The organism is gamma proteobacterium symbiont of Scutellera amethystina, assembly GCF_059730845.1.
The window spans coordinates 1,072,837-1,092,075 of the sequence record NZ_AP035935.1 but is presented as its reverse complement, the minus strand read 5'-3'; the positions used below and the strand labels follow the sequence as shown (position 1 = coordinate 1,092,075).

Genomic DNA, 19,239 nt, shown 5'->3' with positions numbered 1-19,239 from the left:
AGTCATCTAAAGGAACACCGTATGACGGTAAAATTACGTCCGCTGGAGCGGGAAGATCTGCACTTTGTCCATCAGCTGGATAACAATGCCAGCGTAATGCGCTACTGGTTTGAAGAGCCGTACGAAGCGTTTGTGGAGCTTTCTGACCTGTATGATAAGCACATCCACGATCAGACCGAGCGGCGCTTTGTGGTGGAACACGATGGGCAAAAAGCCGGGCTGGTCGAGCTGGTGGAGATCAACCACGTGCATCGCCGGGCGGAGTTTCAGATCATCATCGACCCGGCGCATCAGGGCAAGGGCTTAGCCAGCAGGGCGGCAAAGCTGGCGATGGATTACGGCTTTTCGGTGCTCAATCTCTACAAGCTGTATCTGATTGTCGATCAGGAGAACGAGAAGGCGATTCATATCTACACCAAGCTCGGTTTCGAGGTGGAAGGCGTGCTGAAGCACGAGTTTTTCATCAACGGCGAGTACCGCAACACCATCCGCATGTGCATTTTCCAGCAGCAGTACCTGGCACAGCATAAATCCGGTAATGCGATGGTGAAGCCTACCGCGCAATAATAACCCTCGGCACGAACCGTAGCGGCGCAATTTATTGCGCGTATTTAACTAAGCGCGATAAATCGCGCCGCTACGCATCCGTGCAAATTATCCGCCGCGCGCGCCGACCACGTTAAGATGCGGCTGCGGGTGCGCTGGCTTCAGGTCATACATGCCGCCATAAAACGGATCGACCACCAGCCAGCCGGGGAAACCGAGCAGCGGAATATTGCCCAGCACGTACCACAGGTTGGCACTTGCTTCGATGGGCAGCGTCAGCGGCACGTAGCCCGGACTCTCCAGCATCACCTGATAATGTTTCTTACCGAAATAGGCGCCATTGGATTTCGCCAGATCTACCGTCTGCGGCGTATAGCCCTGCGCCACCGCGCGGCCGGTTTCATCCTGCACGGTGAAACGCGCGCCCTGCGGCACAGAGTCAATTTTTACCGGTTGCGTTTCGGTGCCGACAATGGTGGCACAGCCGCTCAGCAGCAGCGCACAGGCGGGAAGAAGATGTCGCAGGTTCATAGCAGGTCCGCTTCAGAATCAGAAAGGACAGTCTAAACTGCCCTCTCGACCTTTTCACTCGCCTCAATCGCGCTATCAGTGGCGCTTTTCTGCGCTTTATTACGGTTGACAACAGGCGGCAATCGCCGCGATATCCTGTGGCGTGGTGCGACAGCAACCGCCAATCAGCCGTGCGCCCGCCTGTTGCCACTCGGGGAACTTATCGTGCAGCGTGCAGCCAGACGGCGCCGAGTGCCAGCTTTTGCTGACCGCATCATACTGCTCGCCGGAGTTAGGATAGACCAGCAGCGGCTTGTCCGTCAGCGCCTGTAGCGTTTGCAGCGCCGGCGTCACGCTCTCCAGCGCCACGCAGTTAAGGCCGACAGCGACCACCTGCGGCGCGGCATTGATGACTTCCGCCACCTTGCTCAGCGGCGTGCCGTCACTCAGGTGTTGCGCATCGCGCAGCGTGAAGGAGAACCACGCGCTGCTGTGCGGAAACTCCGCCAGCAGGCTAATCAGCGCCTGAATTTCACCAAACGACGGCAGCGTTTCACACGCCAGCAAATCCACGCCCGCCTCCAGCAGCGCCGCCACGCGCGGACGGTGGAAATCTTTCATTTCGGCAGCCGGCAAGGCGTAGTCGCCGCGATACTCGGCGCCGTTGGCCAGATAAGCGCCATAAGGACCGACCGATCCGGCCACCAGCAGCGGTGCCTGGCTGCCTGTGGTGGCACGATAATCGTCGCGCGCCCGCTGGGCCAGCGCCACGCTCTGGCGGATCAGCGCGCTGGCCTGGCCGCTATCCAGTCCACGGGCGGCGAAGCCCAGCGGCGTCGCCTGATAGCTGGCGGTGATCGCCACATTAGCGCCGGCGGCGAAGTAGTCATAGTGCACCTGATAAATCAGCTCGGGATTTTCCATCAGCACTTTGGCTGACCACAGCGTATCGGCCAGATTACAGCCGCGCGCCTCCAGCTCTGTCGCCAGCGCGCCATCCAGAATCAGGGTATCAGTGTGGGTCAGGGCCGCAGCGATGGGGTTACGCGACATCATCGGTCTCCTTAGCGTTGAAAGCGTGTTGGCGTTTTTGCGTCAGATAATAAGCAGCGTAGCAGAACAGTACAAAAGGAATGCCGCACCATAGCGCGATGCGCTGTGACGGGTCAAAGGCCAGCCCGATGCATGCCAGCAGACACAGGGTAAATCCCAGGATCGGCACCAGCGGATAGAACGGCGCGCGGTACGCCAGCTGCTGCGGCGCATTGCCCGCCTGCAGATAGCGACGACGGAACATGTAGTGTGAGGCGCAAATGCTCAGCCACACCGCCACCACGGCAAAGCCGGAAATCGCTGACAGTGCCACAAACACCGTATCCGGGGCGATCACGCTGGAAAACAGCGCCAGCAGGCCGCCGAGCATACTCACGGTGATGGCCAGCTGCGGAATGCCGCGCCGGTTGACCCGGGCAAAGCAGCGCGGCAGCGTGTTTTCATTGGCCAGCGACCACAGCATCCGTCCTGAGGCGTACAGTCCGGAATTCGCCGCTGACAGGATCGCGGTGAGGATCACGAAGTTGAAAATATCCGCCGCGTACGGGATGCCGATCTTTTCGAACACCAGTACGAACGGACTTTTAACGATGCCCGCCTGATCCATCGGGATCAGCGCGGCCAGCACAAACACCGTGCCGATAAAGAAGATGATCAGGCGCGCCACGGTGGTGCGAATCGCCAGCGGCAGCGCTTTCTGCGGCTGCTCGGTTTCACCCGCCGCAATGCCGATCAGCTCGGTCCCGGAGAAGGCAAAATTCACCGCCACCATGGTCATCAGAATCGGCAGCGTACCGTGCGGCAGCCAGCCGGAAGCGGTCAGGTTATGTAATCCCGGCGCCGCGCTGCCGTCTTTCATCGGGATGAACCCCAGCATCGCCGCCGCGCCCAGCACGATAAAGGCAATGATGGTGATCACTTTAATGATGGAGAACCAGAACTCTCCTTCGGCAAAGAAGCGCGTCGAGACACTATTCAGCAGATAAATGGCGACACAGAACACCAGGCACCACAGCCACACCGGCACCGTCGGGAACCAGTACTGCATGCAGAAACCGGCGGCGGTCAGGCTGGAGCCGAGCGCCACCGTCCAGGTGAGCCAGTAGAGCCAGGCCACGGTGTAGCCGGTCGCCGGACTGAGGTAGCGCGCGGCGTAGACGTGAAACGCACCGGTTTCCGGCATCGCCACCGCCAGTTCGCCAAGGCACACCATTACCAGCCATACCACCAGCGCACCAATCAGATAGGCCAGCAGCGTGCCCGCTGCGCCGGTGGTGGAGATGATGTAGCCGGTGTTGAAAAACAGCCCGGTGCCAATCACGCCGCCGAGCGACAGCATCACCAGATGCCGCACCTTCATGCTGCGCTTGAAGTTTGCCTGCGAAGGCGTCGGTTCAGTTTGCATTCTTTATATCCATATGGACGTCTAAACTTCTATATGGACACAGAGTTATACGCATCCGCGCGGCAATTTGCAACGTGGGAAAGGGTAAGGATTGGGAAAGCGTGTGCGGCCCCGCCGCGACGGGGCACACCAGTCAGGCGCCGAAGACGCCCTGCAGATAACGCTCCAACGCCATGCGCGAGCTAAAACCGTGGGGAATACCGTAATGCTCCTGCGAATCCCCCATCAGGTAGAGAGGGAACTGCGTGTAGTGGTCGCAGGTTTTCATCTCTGATGCGGGTTCAGCGAAATGCTGACTTTTTTCTTTCAGGGTGGGATGAATGATCAACGCTGTGCGCCCCATGCGGGCTTCGCGATTCACATAGACGTAGTTTTCGCCACGGCGATAACCATAAGTTTTGGGTGTCAGGACGTCCATTTCGAATCCTGCTTTTTCCAGTACGCGCGCTACCTCATCCGGACGTAAATACATGCTTGCTCCTCTCTTCTCACAGCCCCGCAACCTTACATCAGCACGACAGCACAGGACATTCGGAATTTCCCTAAAGCCTGGCACACGGCTGCGTTTAGTCACGTTTCGTCTACACTTAGTATTACGTTTTAAGTCAAAGGGAGCGAAAAATGTTTAATCGAACCAGCAAAAACGATGACATTGATATCAATCAGGATGTAAACGAACTGGCCGATTCGCTGGAAGCCTTACTGAAATCTTACGGCAGCGAAGCCAAAGATGAAGTGGATAGCGCACGCAGCCAGGCGCAGGCCCTGCTGAAACAGACGCGCGCTAAACTTAACGGCAGTGGCAACCGCGTGACTCAGGCCGCGCGCGATGCGGGTTATCAGGTGGATGCCTACGTGCATGACAAACCGTGGTACGGCGTGGGTGTCGGTGCCGCCGTGGGTCTGGTGCTGGGCGCGCTGCTGATGTCACGCCGCTAAATCGCTAAAAATCATCAGGAGCCTCGCGTATGCGGGGCTTTTTTTTGCGCGTCACTCCGCATTAGCGCGCCGATGCGGCTGCTGTCAGGCTGGTTAAAATTGCCGCAAAACCCTTTACAAAAATTTTTTCCCTGCGCCAGGGCGCACCATCGCTGGCATTCGCCCTAATCCGACTGCTTAAATCACAAAACCCTATATCTGGTGGGCTTGACCACCAATACCACTACATCTAGTATTCAACACATCAACTCGCTACCAGATGTCAGCAGGGACGACGTTCGCAGCAAAAGGGTTTTTGCTTCGTATCTCGCAACCTGACCACAACCAGAGGGAAATACGAATCATGCGCATTATTATTTACACTAAAAGCCAGTGTGTCCAGTGTGACGCCACCAAAAATGCCATGGATCGCAGTGGCATCGACTACCAGCTGATTAACCTCGATAGCCAACCGGAAGCCATCGACCAGCTCAAATCGCTTGGCTATCGCCAGGTGCCCGTGGTGATGACGCACAACGACCACTGGAGCGGCTTCCGTCCCGACAAAATCGCCGGCCTGCGCCAGCTCGCTGCCGTCGGGGGATAAAGCGATGTTTCCACTGGTCTATTTTTCCAGCCAGTCGGAAAACACGCACCGGTTTATCACCCGTCTCGGCCTGCCTGCGCGGCGTATTCCGCTCGACGCCACGCAGCGCCTGCACATCGACCAGCCCTACATTTTAGTGGTGCCGAGCTACGGCGGCGGCAGCGCGCGTGGGGCAGTGCCGAAACAGGTGATTCAGTTCCTTAATGATGACGCCAACCGGCGCGGTATTCGCGGTGTGATTGCTGCGGGCAATCGCAACTTTGGCGCGGGCTTCTGCCTGGCGGGCGACATCATTGCGCAGAAATGTCAGGTTCCCTATCTCTACCGCTTTGAACTGATGGGAACCGCCGACGATATTGCCCATGTTAAAGCGGGAGTGACCCAATTTTGGCAACGACAGACACCCTGAACAGCACACAGCTGGACTACCACGCGCTCAACGCGATGCTGAACCTATATGACGCCGATGGCCGCATCCAGTTCAGCAAAGATCATGAAGCCACACGCCAGTTTTTCCTGCAGCACGTCCAGCCCAACAGCGTGCCATTCGACTCGCACGGCGAGCGTCTGCGCTATCTGGTGGCCGAAGGCTATTATGAAGCCGGGGTGCTGAACCAGTACGATTTCGCCTTCCTGTGCCAGCTGCACGAAGAGGCTGATGCCTGGGGCTTCCGTTTTCACACCTTCCTCGGTGCGTGGAAGTTTTATACCAGCTACACGCTAAAAACCTTCGACGGCAAACGCTATCTGGAAACCTTTGAGCAGCGCGCCTGCATGGTGGCGCTGACGCTGGCACGCGGCAATGAAACGCTGGCGCGGGAACTGCTGGCCGAGATGCTGAGCGGTCGCTTCCAGCCGGCTACGCCCACGTTCCTAAACTGCGGTAAACAGCAGCGCGGCGAGCTGGTCTCCTGCTTCCTGCTGCGCATTGAAGACAATATGGAGTCGATTGGCCGCGCGGTGAATTCGGCGCTGCAGCTGTCGAAGCGCGGTGGCGGCGTGGCGTTTCTGCTCTCCAACCTGCGTGAATCCGGCGCGCCGATCAAGCGCATTGAAAATCAGTCGTCCGGCGTAATTCCGGTGATGAAGATGCTGGAAGATGCATTCTCCTACGCCAATCAGCTTGGTGCGCGTCAGGGCGCGGGCGCGGTGTGGCTGAATGCGCACCATCCGGATATCCTGCGCTTCCTCGATACCAAACGTGAAAACGCTGACGAGAAGATCCGCATTAAAACGCTGTCGCTCGGCGTGGTGATTCCGGATATCACCTTCCAGCTGGCCAAAGAGAACCGCGATATGGCGCTGTTTTCGCCTTACGACGTTGAGCGTATTTACGGCAAGGCGTTTGCTGATATCAGTATCAGCGAGCACTACGAGGCGATGCTGGCCGACGATCGCATCCGTAAAACCTTCATCAAGCCGCGCGACTTCTTCCAGACGCTGGCGGAAATTCAGTTTGAGTCCGGCTATCCCTACATCATGTATGAGGACAGCGTGAACCGCAGCAACCCGATTGCCGGTCGCATCAACATGAGTAACCTGTGTTCGGAGATCCTGCAGGTTAACAGCGCCAGCGAGTATCACGACGACCTGAGCTATCGCCGCGTCGGCAAAGATATCTCCTGTAACCTCGGCTCCCTGAATATCGCCCACGCCATGGATTCGCGTAATCTGGCGCAAACCGTGGAAGTGGCGGTGCGCGCGCTGACGGCGGTTTCCGAGATGAGTGACATCACCTCCGTGCCGTCGGTGGCGGAAGGCAATCGCCGTTCGCACGCTATCGGTCTCGGGCAGATGAACCTGCACGGCTATCTGGCGCGTGAGGGTATGGCTTACGGTTCGCCAGAGGCGCTGGATTTCACCAACCTCTATTTCTACTGCGTGACGTATCACGCCCTGCGCACCTCCAACCTGCTGGCGCAGGAGCGCGGCACGAGCTTTGACGGCTTTGCGCAGTCGCAGTACGCCAGCGGTGCCTATTTCGATAAATATACCCAACACAGCTGGCAGCCGCGCACTGCCCGGGTGGCGCAGATTTTTGCCGATGCCGGCATCGCCCTGCCCGACCAGGCGGACTGGCAGGCGCTGCGTGCGTCGGTAATGCAGCACGGTTTGTATAACCAGAACCTGCAGGCGATTCCGCCGACCGGTTCCATCTCTTACATCAACCACGCCACGTCGAGCATCCACCCGATTGTGTCGCGCATTGAGATCCGTAAAGAGGGCAAGACCGGCCGCGTCTATTACCCGGCTCCGTTTATGACCAATGACAACCTTGAGCTGTATCAGGATGCCTACCAGATTGGTCCCGAAGCGATTATTGATACTTACGCCGAAGCCACCCGGCACGTCGATCAGGGCCTGTCGCTGACGCTGTTTTTCCGCGATGACGTCACGACGCGCGATATCAACAAAGCGCAGATCTACGCCTGGAAGAAAGGCATCAAAACCCTCTATTACATTCGACTGCGTCAGATGGCGCTACAAGGCACGGAGGTACAGGGCTGCGTTTCCTGTGCACTGTGATGATGACTATGCAACTTAAACAGATTCAGGCGATTAACTGGAACCGCATCCAGGACGAGAAAGATCTCGAAGTGTGGAACCGTCTTACCAGCAACTTCTGGCTGCCGGAGAAGGTGCCGTTGTCCAACGATCTGCCGGCATGGCAGTCGCTCGACCCGCAGCAGCAGCAGCTGACGATTCGGGTGTTTACCGGTCTGACGCTGCTCGACACCATTCAGAACGTCATTGGCGCACCGGGACTGATGGAAGATGCGCTGACGCCGCACGAAGAGGCGGTGCTGTCGAACATCAGCTTTATGGAAGCGGTACATGCGCGCTCTTACAGTTCGATCTTCTCCACGCTGTGTAACACCGCCGACGTGGATGCCGCCTACCGCTGGAGTGAGGAGAATGCCGCCCTGCAGAACAAGGCGAAAATCGTGCTGGATCACTACCGCGCCAGCGATCCGCTGAAGAAGAAAATCGCCAGCGTGTTTCTGGAGTCGTTCCTGTTTTACTCCGGCTTCTGGCTGCCGATGTACTGGTCAAGCCGCGGCAAGCTGACCAACACCGCCGATCTGATTCGGCTGATTATCCGTGATGAAGCGGTGCACGGTTATTACATCGGCTATAAGTACCAGAAAGCGCTGGAAACCGTTGACGACGCGCGCCGCTCTGAGCTGCAGCAGTTCGCCATCGATTTACTGCTGGCGCTGTATGAAAACGAGGTGGTGTACACCGAAGCGCTGTATGCCGACGTGGGCTGGGCCGAAGAGGTGAAAACCTTCCTGCATTACAATGCCAACAAGGCGCTGATGAACCTGGGTTACGAAGCGCTGTTCCCGGCGGAGCTGACGGCGGTAAATCCGGCGATTCTGTCGGCGCTGTCGCCCAACGCCGATGAAAACCACGATTTCTTTTCGGGTTCCGGTTCGTCCTATGTGATGGGTAAAGCGGTTGAAACCGAGGACGAGGACTGGAATTTTTAGTCGCGTGCGGTGCGCGGTAAAGGGTGCGCATTGCACCGTAAGCGGTGCGCATGAATGCGCACCCTACGGTTGGGTTAATCATGTCGCCTGAAATGCACCCAGCGGTTAGGTTGATGCATCTGTAGGGTCGGCATTGATGCCGACCGGAACGCGCCCCAGCGGTAATATTGATGCATCTGTGGGTCGGCATTGATGCCGACCAGGTTAATTTCATGCCGATTCCACCACGTTCAGCTCATTCATTTTCCTCTCCTGCATTCCCGCCGTTCCCCTGAAATAAGGTTAATTCCGCGCGTGATTATTTTACCTATTTAGCGCCATTCATCGCCGGAATATTTCGCCTGACTAAGCGTGATTTATCCGCCTTCCAGTGATAATTCTGGCCGGAACCGGTTTAATTTCACAAAAAATTCAGAAAAAATTTATCCCGTCTCATCCCTTGCAGGCACTGGAATTAGCCACTATCGCGCCATACGTGTCACGCCAGATATTTCCGTCAAGGGTTGTCAGATAATCTCACTATGCTACGGTATAGGCGCTTAAATTTACGCAGGGTACAACAAGAAATAGTCAGACATTTAACCAGGAATTTCATTACTGCATGGCAATTAAACTCGAAGTAAAGAATTTATATAAGGTATTTGGCGATCATCCCGAAAAGGCATTTAAGCTGATTGAAAAAGGCGAGAGTAAAGAGAGTATTCTGGCGAAAACCGGCCTCTCACTCGGCGTCAAAAATGCCAGTCTGGCCATTGAAGAAGGCGAGATCTTTGTCATCATGGGGCTGTCCGGCTCCGGCAAGTCCACTATGGTTCGCCTTCTCAATCGTCTGATCGAGCCGACACGCGGCCAGGTGATTATTGATGGCGTAGATATTGCCAAAATATCCGACGCAGAATTGCGTGATGTGCGCAGAAATAAAATCAGCATGGTATTCCAGTCATTCGCACTGATGCCGCACATGACGGTGCTAAATAATACCGCGTTCGGCATGGAATTAGCTGGCGTGGCGCTGCAGGAGCGGCAGGAAAAAGCGCTCGACGCGCTGCGTCAGGTCGGACTGGAAAATTATGCTCACGCCTGGCCCGATGAACTCTCCGGCGGAATGCGTCAGCGTGTTGGATTAGCCCGCGCACTGGCGATTAATCCGGATATATTGCTAATGGACGAAGCCTTTTCCGCACTTGATCCATTAATTCGCACGGAAATGCAGGATGAACTGGTAAAACTGCAGGCGAAACATCAGCGCACCATCGTGTTTATTTCCCACGATCTGGATGAAGCGATGCGTATTGGCGACCGCATCGCCATCATGCAGGGCGGCGAAGTGGTGCAGGTCGGCACGCCGGATGAAATCCTCAATAATCCGGCCAACGATTATGTGCGCACCTTCTTCCGCGGCGTGGATATCAGTCACGTCTTCAGCGCCAAAGATATCGCCCGCCGCAGCGCCGGCGCGCTGATTCGTAAGGCCGCCGGTTTCGGTCCGCGTTCGGCGATCAAACTGCTGCAGGATGAAGACCGCGAATATGGCTACGTGCTGGAGAAACAGAAATTCATCGGCGTCGTCTCCACTGACTCGCTGAAAGCGGCACTCGCCGCCGGTGAAGGGCTGGATAACGCCCTGCTCGACGCACCGCTGGCGGTTCCTGCCGATACCTCGCTCAACGATTTGCTCTCTCACGTCGCGCAGGCACCCTGTGCGGTGCCGGTGATCGGCGAAGATCAGCAGTACGTCGGTATCATTTCCAAAAGCACGCTGTTACGCGCTTTAGATCGTGAAGGAGCCCAGCCATGAGTGCACAAAACGCCAATCCATGGGAAAGCGCCAGCCAGACCAGCGCACCAACCGCCACCAGCAACGCCGCCGCAGCCAGCAGCGATCCGTGGTCCACGACAGGCAGCAGCACACCGACTGACAGCAGCGCCAGCGCCGCCGATGCCTGGGGCAATGCCGCCGGCAGTACATCGGATGCCGCCAGCAGTGGTGGACACGATGCCGTCAGCAGCAGCGACTGGCTGAGCAGCGCACCGGCCGCAGCGCCGGAGCACTTCAGCCTGCTGGATCCGTTCCACACCACGCTGATTCCGCTGGTTCGCTGGGTCACCGAAGGCATCGACTGGGTGGTTACCCATTTCCGTCCGCTGTTTCAGGGCATTCGCGTGCCGGTGGATTATATCCTCAGCGCTTTCCAGCAACTGCTGATGGGTCTGCCTGCGCCGGTAGCGATCATCGTGTTCGCACTGATTGCCTGGCAGATTGCCAGCCCGGCGATGGGCCTCGCCACGCTGATATCGCTGGTGCTGATTGGCATGATCGGTGCCTGGTCCCAGGCGATGGTGACGCTGGCGCTGGTGCTCACCGCCCTGCTGTTCTGCGTACTGATCGGCCTGCCGCTTGGCATCTGGCTGGCGCGCAGTGAGCGCGCGGCGCGCATCGTACGGCCCCTGCTGGATGCAATGCAAACCACGCCGGCGTTCGTCTATCTGGTGCCCATCGTCATGCTGTTTGGTATCGGCAACGTGCCGGGCGTGGTGGTGACGATTATCTTTGCCCTGCCGCCGGTGGTGCGTCTCACCATACTCGGTATTAAGCAGGTGCCGGCTGACCTGATCGAAGCCAGTGAATCTTTCGGTGCCAGCCCGCGCCAGATGCTGTTCAAGGTCCAGCTGCCGCTGGCGATGCCGACCATTATGGCTGGCGTCAATCAGACGCTGATGCTGGCGCTGTCGATGGTGGTCATCGCCTCGATGATTGCCGTTGGCGGTCTGGGCCAGATGGTGCTGCGCGGTATCGGCCGTCTCGATATGGGTCTCGCCAGCGTGGGCGGCGTCGGTATCGTCATCCTCGCCATCATTCTTGACCGCCTGACGCAGTCGGTAGGTCGCGACAGCCGCAGCCGTGGCAGCCGCCACTGGTACAGCAGCGGGCCGCTGGGTTTGTTGCTGCGTCCATTCAGTAAAAAAGCCTGATTTCTTTGGGCGGCCCGCTGCGGTCGCCCGTCTCCGACGTCACACGTAAAATAAGGAATGACTATGCGCAAGACAGCTCTATTCGCCGCCGTCCTGACCACGGTTGCCGCGACGCACGTGTCCGCCGCCGACCTTCCGGGCAAAGGCATTACCGTTAAACCGGCTCAGAGTACCATTTCCGAAGAGACCTTCCAGACGCTGCTGGTGAGCCGCGCGCTGGAGAAGCTGGGCTACACCGTTGAGAAGCCGAGTGAAGTAGATTACAACGTGGCTTACACCACCATTGCCGGCGGTGATGCCACGTTTATCGCCACCAACTGGCAACCGCTGCATGACGACATGTATAAAGCCGCCGGCGGTGATAATAAATTTTATCGCCAGGGCACCTACGTCAGCGGTGCCGCCCAGGGTTATCTGATCGACAAGAAAACCGCCGATCAGTACCACATCACCAACATCGAGCAGCTGAAAGATCCAAAGCTGGCCAGACTGTTTGATACCAATGGCGATGGCAAAGCAGACCTGACCGGCTGTACGCCAGGCTGGGGCTGTGAGGCGGTGATTAACCATCAGATCGAGGCCTACAAACTGAGCGACACCGTGGTGCACAACCAGGGTAACTACTCGGCGATGATTGCCGACACCATTACACGCTTCAAACAGGGTAAACCGATTCTCTATTACACCTGGACGCCATACTGGGTCAGCGACGTGCTGAAGCCGGGTAAAGATGTGGTGTGGCTGCAGGTGCCGTTCTCCTCACTGCCAGGCGCGCAGAGCAAAGTGGATACCAGACTGGCCAACGGCGCCAACTATGGCTTCCCGGTGAACACCATGCATATCGTGGCCAACAAAGCCTGGGCAGAGAAGAATCCGGCGGCGGCAAAACTGTTTGCAGAAATGAAGCTGCCGATTGGCGACATCAATGCCGAGAACGCCGCGATGCATGCCGGTCACGCCTCAGAAGCGGACATCAACGGCCACGTTGACGGCTGGATCAAAGCTCATCAGGCGGAATTTGATAAATGGGTTAGCGACGCCATGGCGGCGGCGAAATAAGCCCACGCGGCACCCCGTCTCAGCCACATGGTGCCGCCATTTTCCGCCCTCCCGCCCTGTCAGTAAGCGAAGCGTACGCTATAGCGCACTGGTACGTCCTGTTAATTAACACAACATTGAAATAATTTTTTGGGTTACTATTACCCACATATGATTATTTACCCGCTTTTCCCACCAGCTATGTCTCCTTTCCACCGCCCGCATCGGGTCGGCCGCGCCAGGATGAGTCTGCGTTATCGCTGGCATTCACCCTGCCACGTGCCGGTTATACCGCAGACGACGAACGGAATTCATCACGCCGCTGATGCTGGCGCGTTACCCGGATTAACCGGTGCCTTATCGATTAACCCATTGATTTACTCCGGCAAAGCCGGCCGGGAAAAGTGTTTAGAAAACGTAAAGATCAATGCAAAGTGGTGAGCGATACTGTTCATTAATGATTGGCTTTGTTATGGTTAGCCACACAGTTATTCACCTAAGTTATTTTTACTCGCGAAATTATTCAATCCACTGAAGGTTTCGCTTAGCGAATTGATGACGATGGCGGCTTTGTCTGCAAAGCGGCTAGTCAGGGCGCAGAGCCCAGGGTTATGGACCGACCTGGAACGCCAGGTGCTGACAGTGTGACGGTGCAAACAATCACAGGCGGAAAATATGACTACGCTTAATCTGTCACCCTCATTATTATATTTGTTGCAACTAAGAGGTTTTTAATGGAAAGCTCGTTTACTCCCATTGAGCAGATGCTAAACATCCGTGCTAATCGCCACAAAGATTTTCCGCTGCAGGAGATCATCCTGACCCGTCTGTGCATGCACATGCAGGGTAAACTGCTGGATAATCGCAACAAAATGTTGAAGGCGCAGGGAATTAACGAAACTTTATTCATGGCGCTGATTACGCTGGACGCGCAGGAAAACCAGAGCATTCAGCCTTCTGAGCTGAGCTCGGCGCTGGGTTCTTCCCGCACCAACGCGACGCGCATCGCTGATGAACTGGAAAAGCGCGGCTGGATCGAGCGTCGTGAGAGCGACAACGATCGCCGTTGCCTGCACCTGCACCTGACGGAAAAAGGTAACGAATTCTTACGTCAGCTGCTGCCACCACAGCATCAGAGCCTGCAGTATCTGTGGTCCTCGCTGACCGATACCGAGCAAGAGCAGCTGGAAGCCATCACGCGTAAGTTGCTTAACCGTCTCGATAAAATGGACGAAGATCAGGTTATCGCTTCCCTGTCGCGTTAATAGCAAGAACTGCGACACAATCACCCACCGAAATCGCTATTTTAATCCCCTTTTATCCGGCCAGCGTTGCAAACGCTGGCTTTTTCGACTCGGGCGACCGTGTTGATGGATCAACACATCCCGACTAAATGGCAAACGTGGAGAACGACATGAGTGCGACAGCGGAAGCTCAAAGCCCGCAACAGCCCGCGAACAAAAAGAAGAAGCGCAAAGGTGCGCTGATCCTGCTGGCTATCGTGTTTATCGTGATTGGTGTGGGTTATCTGGCTTACTGGTATCTGGTGCTGCGCCACTTCCAGGAAACCGATGACGCCTACGTGGCAGGCAACCAGGTGCAGGTGATGGCCCAGGTTTCCGGCAGCGTGAATAAAGTGTGGTTCGAGGATACGGATCGGGTGAAAAAAGGTGACATTCTGGTGTCGCTGGATAAAACCGATGCGCAGCAGGCATTCGAGAAAGCGCAGACCGCGCTGGCCACCAGCGTGCGCCAGACGCACCAGCTGATGATCAACGGCAAACAGTATCAGGCCACCATCAAACTGCAACAGACCGCGCTGGATCAGGCCGAATCCGACCTGAAACGTCGCGAGCCGCTCGGTGCCGCCAATCTGATTGGCCGCGAAGAGCTGCAGCACGCGCGTGATGCCGTGGCCACGGCGAAAGCCCAGCTGGACGTGGCGATTCAGCAGTACAACGCGAACCAGGCGATGATCCTGAATACCGACCTCGAAAATCAGCCGGCGGTAAAACAGAGCGCTGCTGAGCTGCGCGATGCCTGGCTGGCGCTGCAGCGCACCGACATCCGCAGTCCGATGGACGGCTATGTCTCGCGTCGCAGCGTGCAGGTCGGTTCACAGATCTCCACCAGCACACCGCTGCTGGCGGTGGTGCCGGCCACCAACCTGTGGGTTGACGCCAACTTTAAAGAGACGCAGCTGGCAGGCGTGCGCATCGGTCAGCCCGCCACGGTCATCAGTGATATCTACGGCGATGATGTGGAGTATCACGGCAAGGTGGTTGGTCTGGATATGGGCACCGGTAGCGCCTTCTCGCTGCTGCCAGCGCAGAACGCCACCGGTAACTGGATCAAAGTGGTACAGCGTCTGCCGGTGCGTATCGAACTCGATCCGCAGCAAGTGGCGCAACATCCGCTGCGTATCGGCCTGTCCACGCTGGTGAAAGTAGATACCCAGAACAAAGATGGCGCCGCGCTGGCCAGCAATGTCCGCACCCAGGCCGCGTATGAAAGTAACGCGCTGGCAATCGACCTTGCGCCGGTTAACCAGCTGATCGCTGACATTGTCCGTGCCAACGCGCAATAACCTCGCGGGAGGCTGTTATGGCACAAAAGCCGCTTGAAGGTGCGCCGTTAGTTCTGATGACCATCGCCCTGTCGCTGGCGACGTTCATGCAGGTACTCGACTCCACCATCGCTAACGTGGCGATCCCAACCATCGCCGGTAACCTCGGGGCGTCCAACTCGCAGGGCACCTGGGTGATCACCTCGTTCGGGGTGGCGAATGCCATCTCGATCCCGATCACCGGCTGGCTGGCAAAACGCGTCGGTGAAGTGAAGCTGTTCACCTGGTCGACCATTCTGTTCGCGCTGGCCTCCTGGGCGTGCGGCATGTCCGAAAGCCTGGAGATGCTGATCTTCTTCCGCGTGATTCAGGGCGTGGTGGCCGGTCCGCTGATTCCGCTGTCGCAAAGTTTGCTGCTGAACAACTACCCGCCGGCCAAGCGCAGCGTGGCGCTGTCGCTGTGGGCGATGACGGTAATCGTTGCGCCGATCTGCGGTCCGATTCTCGGTGGCTGGATCAGCGATAACTATCACTGGGGCTGGATCTTCTTCATCAACGTGCCAATTGGCGTGGTGGTGGTGATGCTCACGCTGCAAACCCTGCGTGGGCGCGAAACCAAAACTGAGATCCGCCCGATCGATATGGTCGGTCTGGTGCTGCTGGTGGTGGGGATTGGTTCTCTGCAGGTGATGCTTGACCGCGGTAAAGAACTCGACTGGTTTGGCTCAACCGAAATCATCGTGCTCACGGTGGTCGCGGTGGTGTCGCTGGCCGTGCTGCTGGTGTGGGAGCTGACCGACGATCACCCGATTGTCGATTTGTCGCTGTTTAAGAAGCGAAATTTCACCATCGGCTGTCTGTCGATCAGTCTGGCTTACATGCTGTACTTCGGCTCGATCGTCCTGCTACCGCAGCTGCTCCAGGAGGTATACGGCTATACCGCCACCTGGGCCGGGCTGGCATCGGCGCCGGTGGGGATCATTCCGGTGATTCTGTCGCCGATCATTGGTCGCTTCGCCCATAAGCTCGATATGCGGCGGCTGGTAACCTTCAGTTTTATCATGTACGCGGTGTGCTTCTACTGGCGTGCGTATACGTTTGAGCCGGGGATGGATTTCGGTGCCTCCGCGTGGCCGCAGTTTATCCAGGGGTTCGCGGTGGCCTGCTTCTTTATGCCGCTGACCACCATTACGCTGTCCGGCTTGCCGCCAGAGCGTATGGCGGCGGCCTCCAGCCTGTCAAACTTTGTGCGTACGCTGGCGGGTTCAATCGGAACGTCGATCACCACCACCATGTGGACAGACCGCGAATCGATGCATCACAGCTACCTGTCGGAATCGGTTAATCCATTCAATCCGAATTCGCAGCAAATGTATGACCAGCTGCAAAGCATGGGCATGACGCAGCAGCAGGCGTCGGCTTATATCGCCCAGCAAATTACTAATCAGGGCCTGATTATCTCGGCTAACGAGATCTTCTGGGCATCGGCGGGGGTGTTTTTGGTCCTGCTGGTTCTGGTGTGGTTTGCCCGTCCGCCGTTTGGCGCAGGCGGTGGCGGCGGTGGCGCGCACTGAGTGACAGAAACAAAAACGGGCCACAGCGGCCCGTTTTTTTATTTATGCGTTCTGACGCCACCACTCGGCGAGCAGGATACCGGTCGCGACCGAGACGTTGAGGCTTTCAACGTTGCCGGTACCGCCAATCGACAGGCTGATATCGCCCTGCTGGAATGCGCTGTCTGACAGACCTTCACGCTCCTGACCCAGCACCAGTACCATTTTGGCTGGCAGCGCCGCCTGCGCCAGTGGCGTACCGGCGTGGCTGGATGTGGTCACGATGGTGTAACCGGCTTTGCGGAATGCTTCCAGACCCGCAGCAAAGCTTTCGCCGCTGATCGCCTGGACGTGCTCTGCACCACCTTCAGCCGTGCGAACTGCGGCACCCGACTCCAGCAGCGAGGCATCATTGACCAGCAAACCTTTGACGCCAAAGTGCGCGCAGCTGCGCATGATACCGCCAAGGTTGTGCGGGTTGCTGACATCTTCCAGCGCCAGTACGCAGTCTTTGCTCTGCGCCTGCTGCAGCCATTCCGCCACCGGCATGCCCATGCGCTTCTTAATAATGAAGCACACGCCGCCGTGGTGTTCAGTCCCGGACGCTTTCGCCAGCTCGGCGTCGTCCACCACGTGATAGGCTTTGCGGTTTGCCGCTAGCCAGCGCAGGGTTTCGCGGAAGCGCGGCGTGACGCTTTGCACAAACCACGCACGGACGATGCTTTCGGGACGGCTCTGGAACAGCGCCTGGCAGGCGTTTTCGCCGTATACGCGCGTCTCTTCCTGACGCTGACGGCGAATCAGTTCCGGGTCGATAACCGGCTTGCTGCTGGCCGCTTCGTCACCCGCATCCGCTTCAGCGGCGACAGGCGGACGTGACACGGTGCGCCAAGGTGAATCACTGAAGCCGCGATCGTCCCGATCGCTGCGACGACCGCGCGCGCTATCGTCACGCGGACCGCGCGAACGGCCAGCATCATCACGTGGACCACGCGAACGCCCGGCATCATCGCCACGGGCGGTGCGCGGACGACCGCTCTCTTCATTATTACGAGTGCTGCGAGGACCAGAGCGACGATTCTCTTCCTGGCGCGCAGCAGGACGGCCGCCTTTGCCGGTACGGGGATTTGGCTTCTGACCGCCCTCCTCATCACGTACGTACATCACTTTTACCTTGCCGCTTTTGCCTTTAAATTCGTCGTTCATCTGTTCCTCCAGCATTGAGAGCGCGAAGATTACCTGATGTGTCGGCGCTTAGCTATCAACTATTGAACCTATTGCTTAATCCAGATTGAGCATAGCATTCAACCTTTTCATAATGTTCACCAATCCTAAGATTTACAGGTCCGGTTTGAGGTGACGATGAATACTGTATGTGCCTCCTGTCAGGCAACTAACCGCGTTCCAGAAGAACGTCTGGCCGACGGAGCCAAATGCGGTCGCTGCGGCGATGCGCTGTTTAGCGGTGAAGTGGTGAATGCCACGGCGGCCACGCTGGATAAATACCTGCAGGACGATCTGCCGGTCGTGGTCGACTTCTGGGCGCCATGGTGCGGCCCGTGCGTGAACTTCGCGCCGGTGTTTAAAGACGTCGCCGACGAGCGGCGCGGCAAAGTGCGCTTCGTGAAAGTGAACACTGAGGCGGAACCTGCACTCAGCACGCGTTTTCGCATCCGCAGCATCCCAACCATTATGCTGTTCAAAAACGGTGAGATGGTGGACATGCTGAACGGTGCGATGCCGAAAGCGCCATTCAACGAATGGCTCGACGAATCACTCTGATCCCCCAGGGCCAGCCACGCGCTGGCCTTGTTTTTGCCCTTCTATTACACTGGCGTTTTTCCCTGTCCGCGATGCTATGTCTGAAAATGCCGTTCTGCGCCTGCGTGCGCAGCGTTTAGCGCGTGCCACGCGCCCGTTTCTCGCCCGAGGCAACCGCGTGCTGCGCTGTCAGCGCTGCCTGCTGCCGCATAAAAACTGTCTGTGCGCGACCCTGCAGCCGCAACAGGCGCGCAGCCGGTTTTGCCTGGTGATGTTTGATACTGAACCAATGAAACCCAGTAATACCGGTCGGCTGATTGCCGACATTCTGCCGGAAACCCAGGCCTTTGGCTGGTCGCGCACCGAGCCCGACGCCGCGCTGCTGGCGGCGGTGCAGACGGCGGATTATCAGCCGATGGTGGTGTTTCCCGGTGCCTATGCCGATGCCGATCGCCAGGTGCTGACCACGCCACCCACCGGCGGCAAGCCCCCGCTATTTATTATGCTCGACGGCACCTGGACCGAAGCGCGCAAAATGTTTCGCAAAAGTCCGTGGCTGGATAGCTTTCCGGTGATGTCACTGAATGTGGCGACACCGTCGCGCTACACGCTGCGCGAAGCCCATGCGCCAGGCCAGCACTGCACCGCCGAAGTGGCCGCCGCGCTGCTGGAACAGGCAGGTGATATCCCGGCGGCGCAGGCGTTGCAGCAACACTTTGAACGCTTCCGTCAGGCCTATCTGGCCGGTAAACCCCACCATCCGATACACGCGCAAGCAGATAATTTCTGAAGCTGGCTCGCAGCCTGACATCGAC

At 57.6% G+C, this 19,239-nt stretch carries 19 protein-coding genes; 14 read left to right on the top strand and 5 right to left on the bottom strand.

Annotated features, from left to right (window positions below; all coding sequences use genetic code 11):
- Positions 1-21: 21 nt before the first annotated feature.
- Complete coding sequence (gene speG / locus AC6I79_RS04935; protein ID WP_021506478.1) at positions 22-567, top strand: spermidine N1-acetyltransferase; 546 nt, start codon at positions 22-24, stop codon at positions 565-567.
- A gap of 87 nt (positions 568-654) precedes the next feature.
- On the opposite strand, the gene AC6I79_RS04930 is transcribed toward speG, so the two are convergent.
- The 4 genes from AC6I79_RS04930 to AC6I79_RS04915 all read right to left on the bottom strand — a co-directional run bounded on the left by AC6I79_RS04930 (position 655) and on the right by AC6I79_RS04915 (position 3,986).
- On the bottom strand, positions 655-1,077 hold the full coding sequence (locus AC6I79_RS04930; protein WP_498027600.1) for a hypothetical protein: 423 nt from the start codon (positions 1,075-1,077) through the stop codon (positions 655-657).
- Positions 1,078-1,176: 99 nt separating this feature from the next.
- Positions 1,177-2,109: a homocysteine S-methyltransferase gene (mmuM, locus tag AC6I79_RS04925; protein ID WP_104188767.1), complete on the bottom strand. Its 933-nt coding sequence runs from the start codon at positions 2,107-2,109 to the stop codon at positions 1,177-1,179.
- Complete coding sequence (gene mmuP / locus AC6I79_RS04920) at positions 2,099-3,514, bottom strand: S-methylmethionine permease (protein ID WP_058776476.1); 1,416 nt, start codon at positions 3,512-3,514, stop codon at positions 2,099-2,101. The genes mmuM and mmuP overlap by 11 nt, the downstream gene beginning before the upstream one ends.
- A gap of 133 nt (positions 3,515-3,647) precedes the next feature.
- On the bottom strand, positions 3,648-3,986 hold the full coding sequence (locus AC6I79_RS04915; RefSeq protein ID WP_021506475.1) for a DUF2002 family protein: 339 nt from the start codon (positions 3,984-3,986) through the stop codon (positions 3,648-3,650).
- Between the two features lie 149 nt (positions 3,987-4,135).
- On the opposite strand from AC6I79_RS04915, the gene AC6I79_RS04910 reads away from it, so the two are divergent.
- From AC6I79_RS04910 to emrB, 11 genes are all read left to right on the top strand, one after another.
- Complete coding sequence (locus AC6I79_RS04910) at positions 4,136-4,453, top strand: DUF883 family protein (RefSeq protein WP_021506474.1); 318 nt, start codon at positions 4,136-4,138, stop codon at positions 4,451-4,453.
- 343 nt (positions 4,454-4,796) lie between these two features.
- Entirely contained in the window at positions 4,797-5,039 is a 243-nt protein-coding gene (nrdH, locus tag AC6I79_RS04905; protein ID WP_021506473.1) for a glutaredoxin-like protein NrdH, read from the top strand.
- Between the two features lie 4 nt (positions 5,040-5,043).
- Positions 5,044-5,448: a class Ib ribonucleoside-diphosphate reductase assembly flavoprotein NrdI gene (nrdI, locus tag AC6I79_RS04900; protein WP_021506472.1), complete on the top strand. Its 405-nt coding sequence runs from the start codon at positions 5,044-5,046 to the stop codon at positions 5,446-5,448.
- The gene (nrdE, locus tag AC6I79_RS04895) at positions 5,427-7,565 is read left to right on the top strand and encodes a class 1b ribonucleoside-diphosphate reductase subunit alpha (protein WP_021506471.1); all 2,139 of its coding nucleotides are present in this window, start codon (positions 5,427-5,429) and stop codon (positions 7,563-7,565) included. Before nrdI ends, nrdE begins: the two co-directional genes overlap by 22 nt.
- Before the next feature lie 8 nt (positions 7,566-7,573).
- Entirely contained in the window at positions 7,574-8,533 is a 960-nt protein-coding gene (gene nrdF / locus AC6I79_RS04890) for a class 1b ribonucleoside-diphosphate reductase subunit beta (protein WP_498027599.1), read from the top strand.
- A 601-nt stretch (positions 8,534-9,134) separates the two neighbouring features.
- Positions 9,135-10,331, top strand: a complete 1,197-nt coding sequence (gene proV / locus AC6I79_RS04885) for a glycine betaine/L-proline ABC transporter ATP-binding protein ProV (RefSeq protein WP_021506469.1) — start codon at positions 9,135-9,137, stop codon at positions 10,329-10,331.
- Complete coding sequence (proW, locus tag AC6I79_RS04880) at positions 10,328-11,506, top strand: glycine betaine/L-proline ABC transporter permease ProW (RefSeq protein WP_498027598.1); 1,179 nt, start codon at positions 10,328-10,330, stop codon at positions 11,504-11,506. The genes proV and proW overlap by 4 nt, the downstream gene beginning before the upstream one ends.
- Positions 11,507-11,569: 63 nt before the next feature.
- Complete coding sequence (gene proX, locus AC6I79_RS04875; RefSeq protein ID WP_021506467.1) at positions 11,570-12,565, top strand: glycine betaine/L-proline ABC transporter substrate-binding protein ProX; 996 nt, start codon at positions 11,570-11,572, stop codon at positions 12,563-12,565.
- 713 nt (positions 12,566-13,278) lie between these two features.
- Positions 13,279-13,809: a transcriptional repressor MprA gene (gene mprA, locus AC6I79_RS04870; protein ID WP_021506466.1), complete on the top strand. Its 531-nt coding sequence runs from the start codon at positions 13,279-13,281 to the stop codon at positions 13,807-13,809.
- 149 nt (positions 13,810-13,958) lie between these two features.
- Positions 13,959-15,131, top strand: coding sequence for a multidrug efflux MFS transporter periplasmic adaptor subunit EmrA (gene emrA / locus AC6I79_RS04865; protein WP_058770894.1), 1,173 nt, complete (start codon positions 13,959-13,961; stop codon positions 15,129-15,131).
- Between the two features lie 17 nt (positions 15,132-15,148).
- On the top strand, positions 15,149-16,684 hold the full coding sequence (gene emrB, locus AC6I79_RS04860) for a multidrug efflux MFS transporter permease subunit EmrB (RefSeq protein WP_021506464.1): 1,536 nt from the start codon (positions 15,149-15,151) through the stop codon (positions 16,682-16,684).
- 42 nt (positions 16,685-16,726) lie between these two features.
- Here the strand turns inward: emrB and AC6I79_RS04855 are convergent, their stop codons facing one another.
- A complete protein-coding gene (locus AC6I79_RS04855) occupies positions 16,727-17,869 on the bottom strand; it encodes a tRNA/rRNA methyltransferase (protein ID WP_021506463.1) in 1,143 nt (380 codons plus the stop codon).
- Positions 17,870-18,025: 156 nt separating this feature from the next.
- Here AC6I79_RS04855 and trxC point away from each other — a divergent pair, with 156 nt between their 5' ends.
- Positions 18,026-18,445: a thioredoxin TrxC gene (gene trxC / locus AC6I79_RS04850; protein WP_021313847.1), complete on the top strand. Its 420-nt coding sequence runs from the start codon at positions 18,026-18,028 to the stop codon at positions 18,443-18,445.
- A gap of 76 nt (positions 18,446-18,521) precedes the next feature.
- Positions 18,522-19,214, top strand: coding sequence for a tRNA-uridine aminocarboxypropyltransferase (locus tag AC6I79_RS04845; RefSeq protein ID WP_394521455.1), 693 nt, complete (start codon positions 18,522-18,524; stop codon positions 19,212-19,214).
- Positions 19,215-19,239 lie beyond the last annotated feature (25 nt).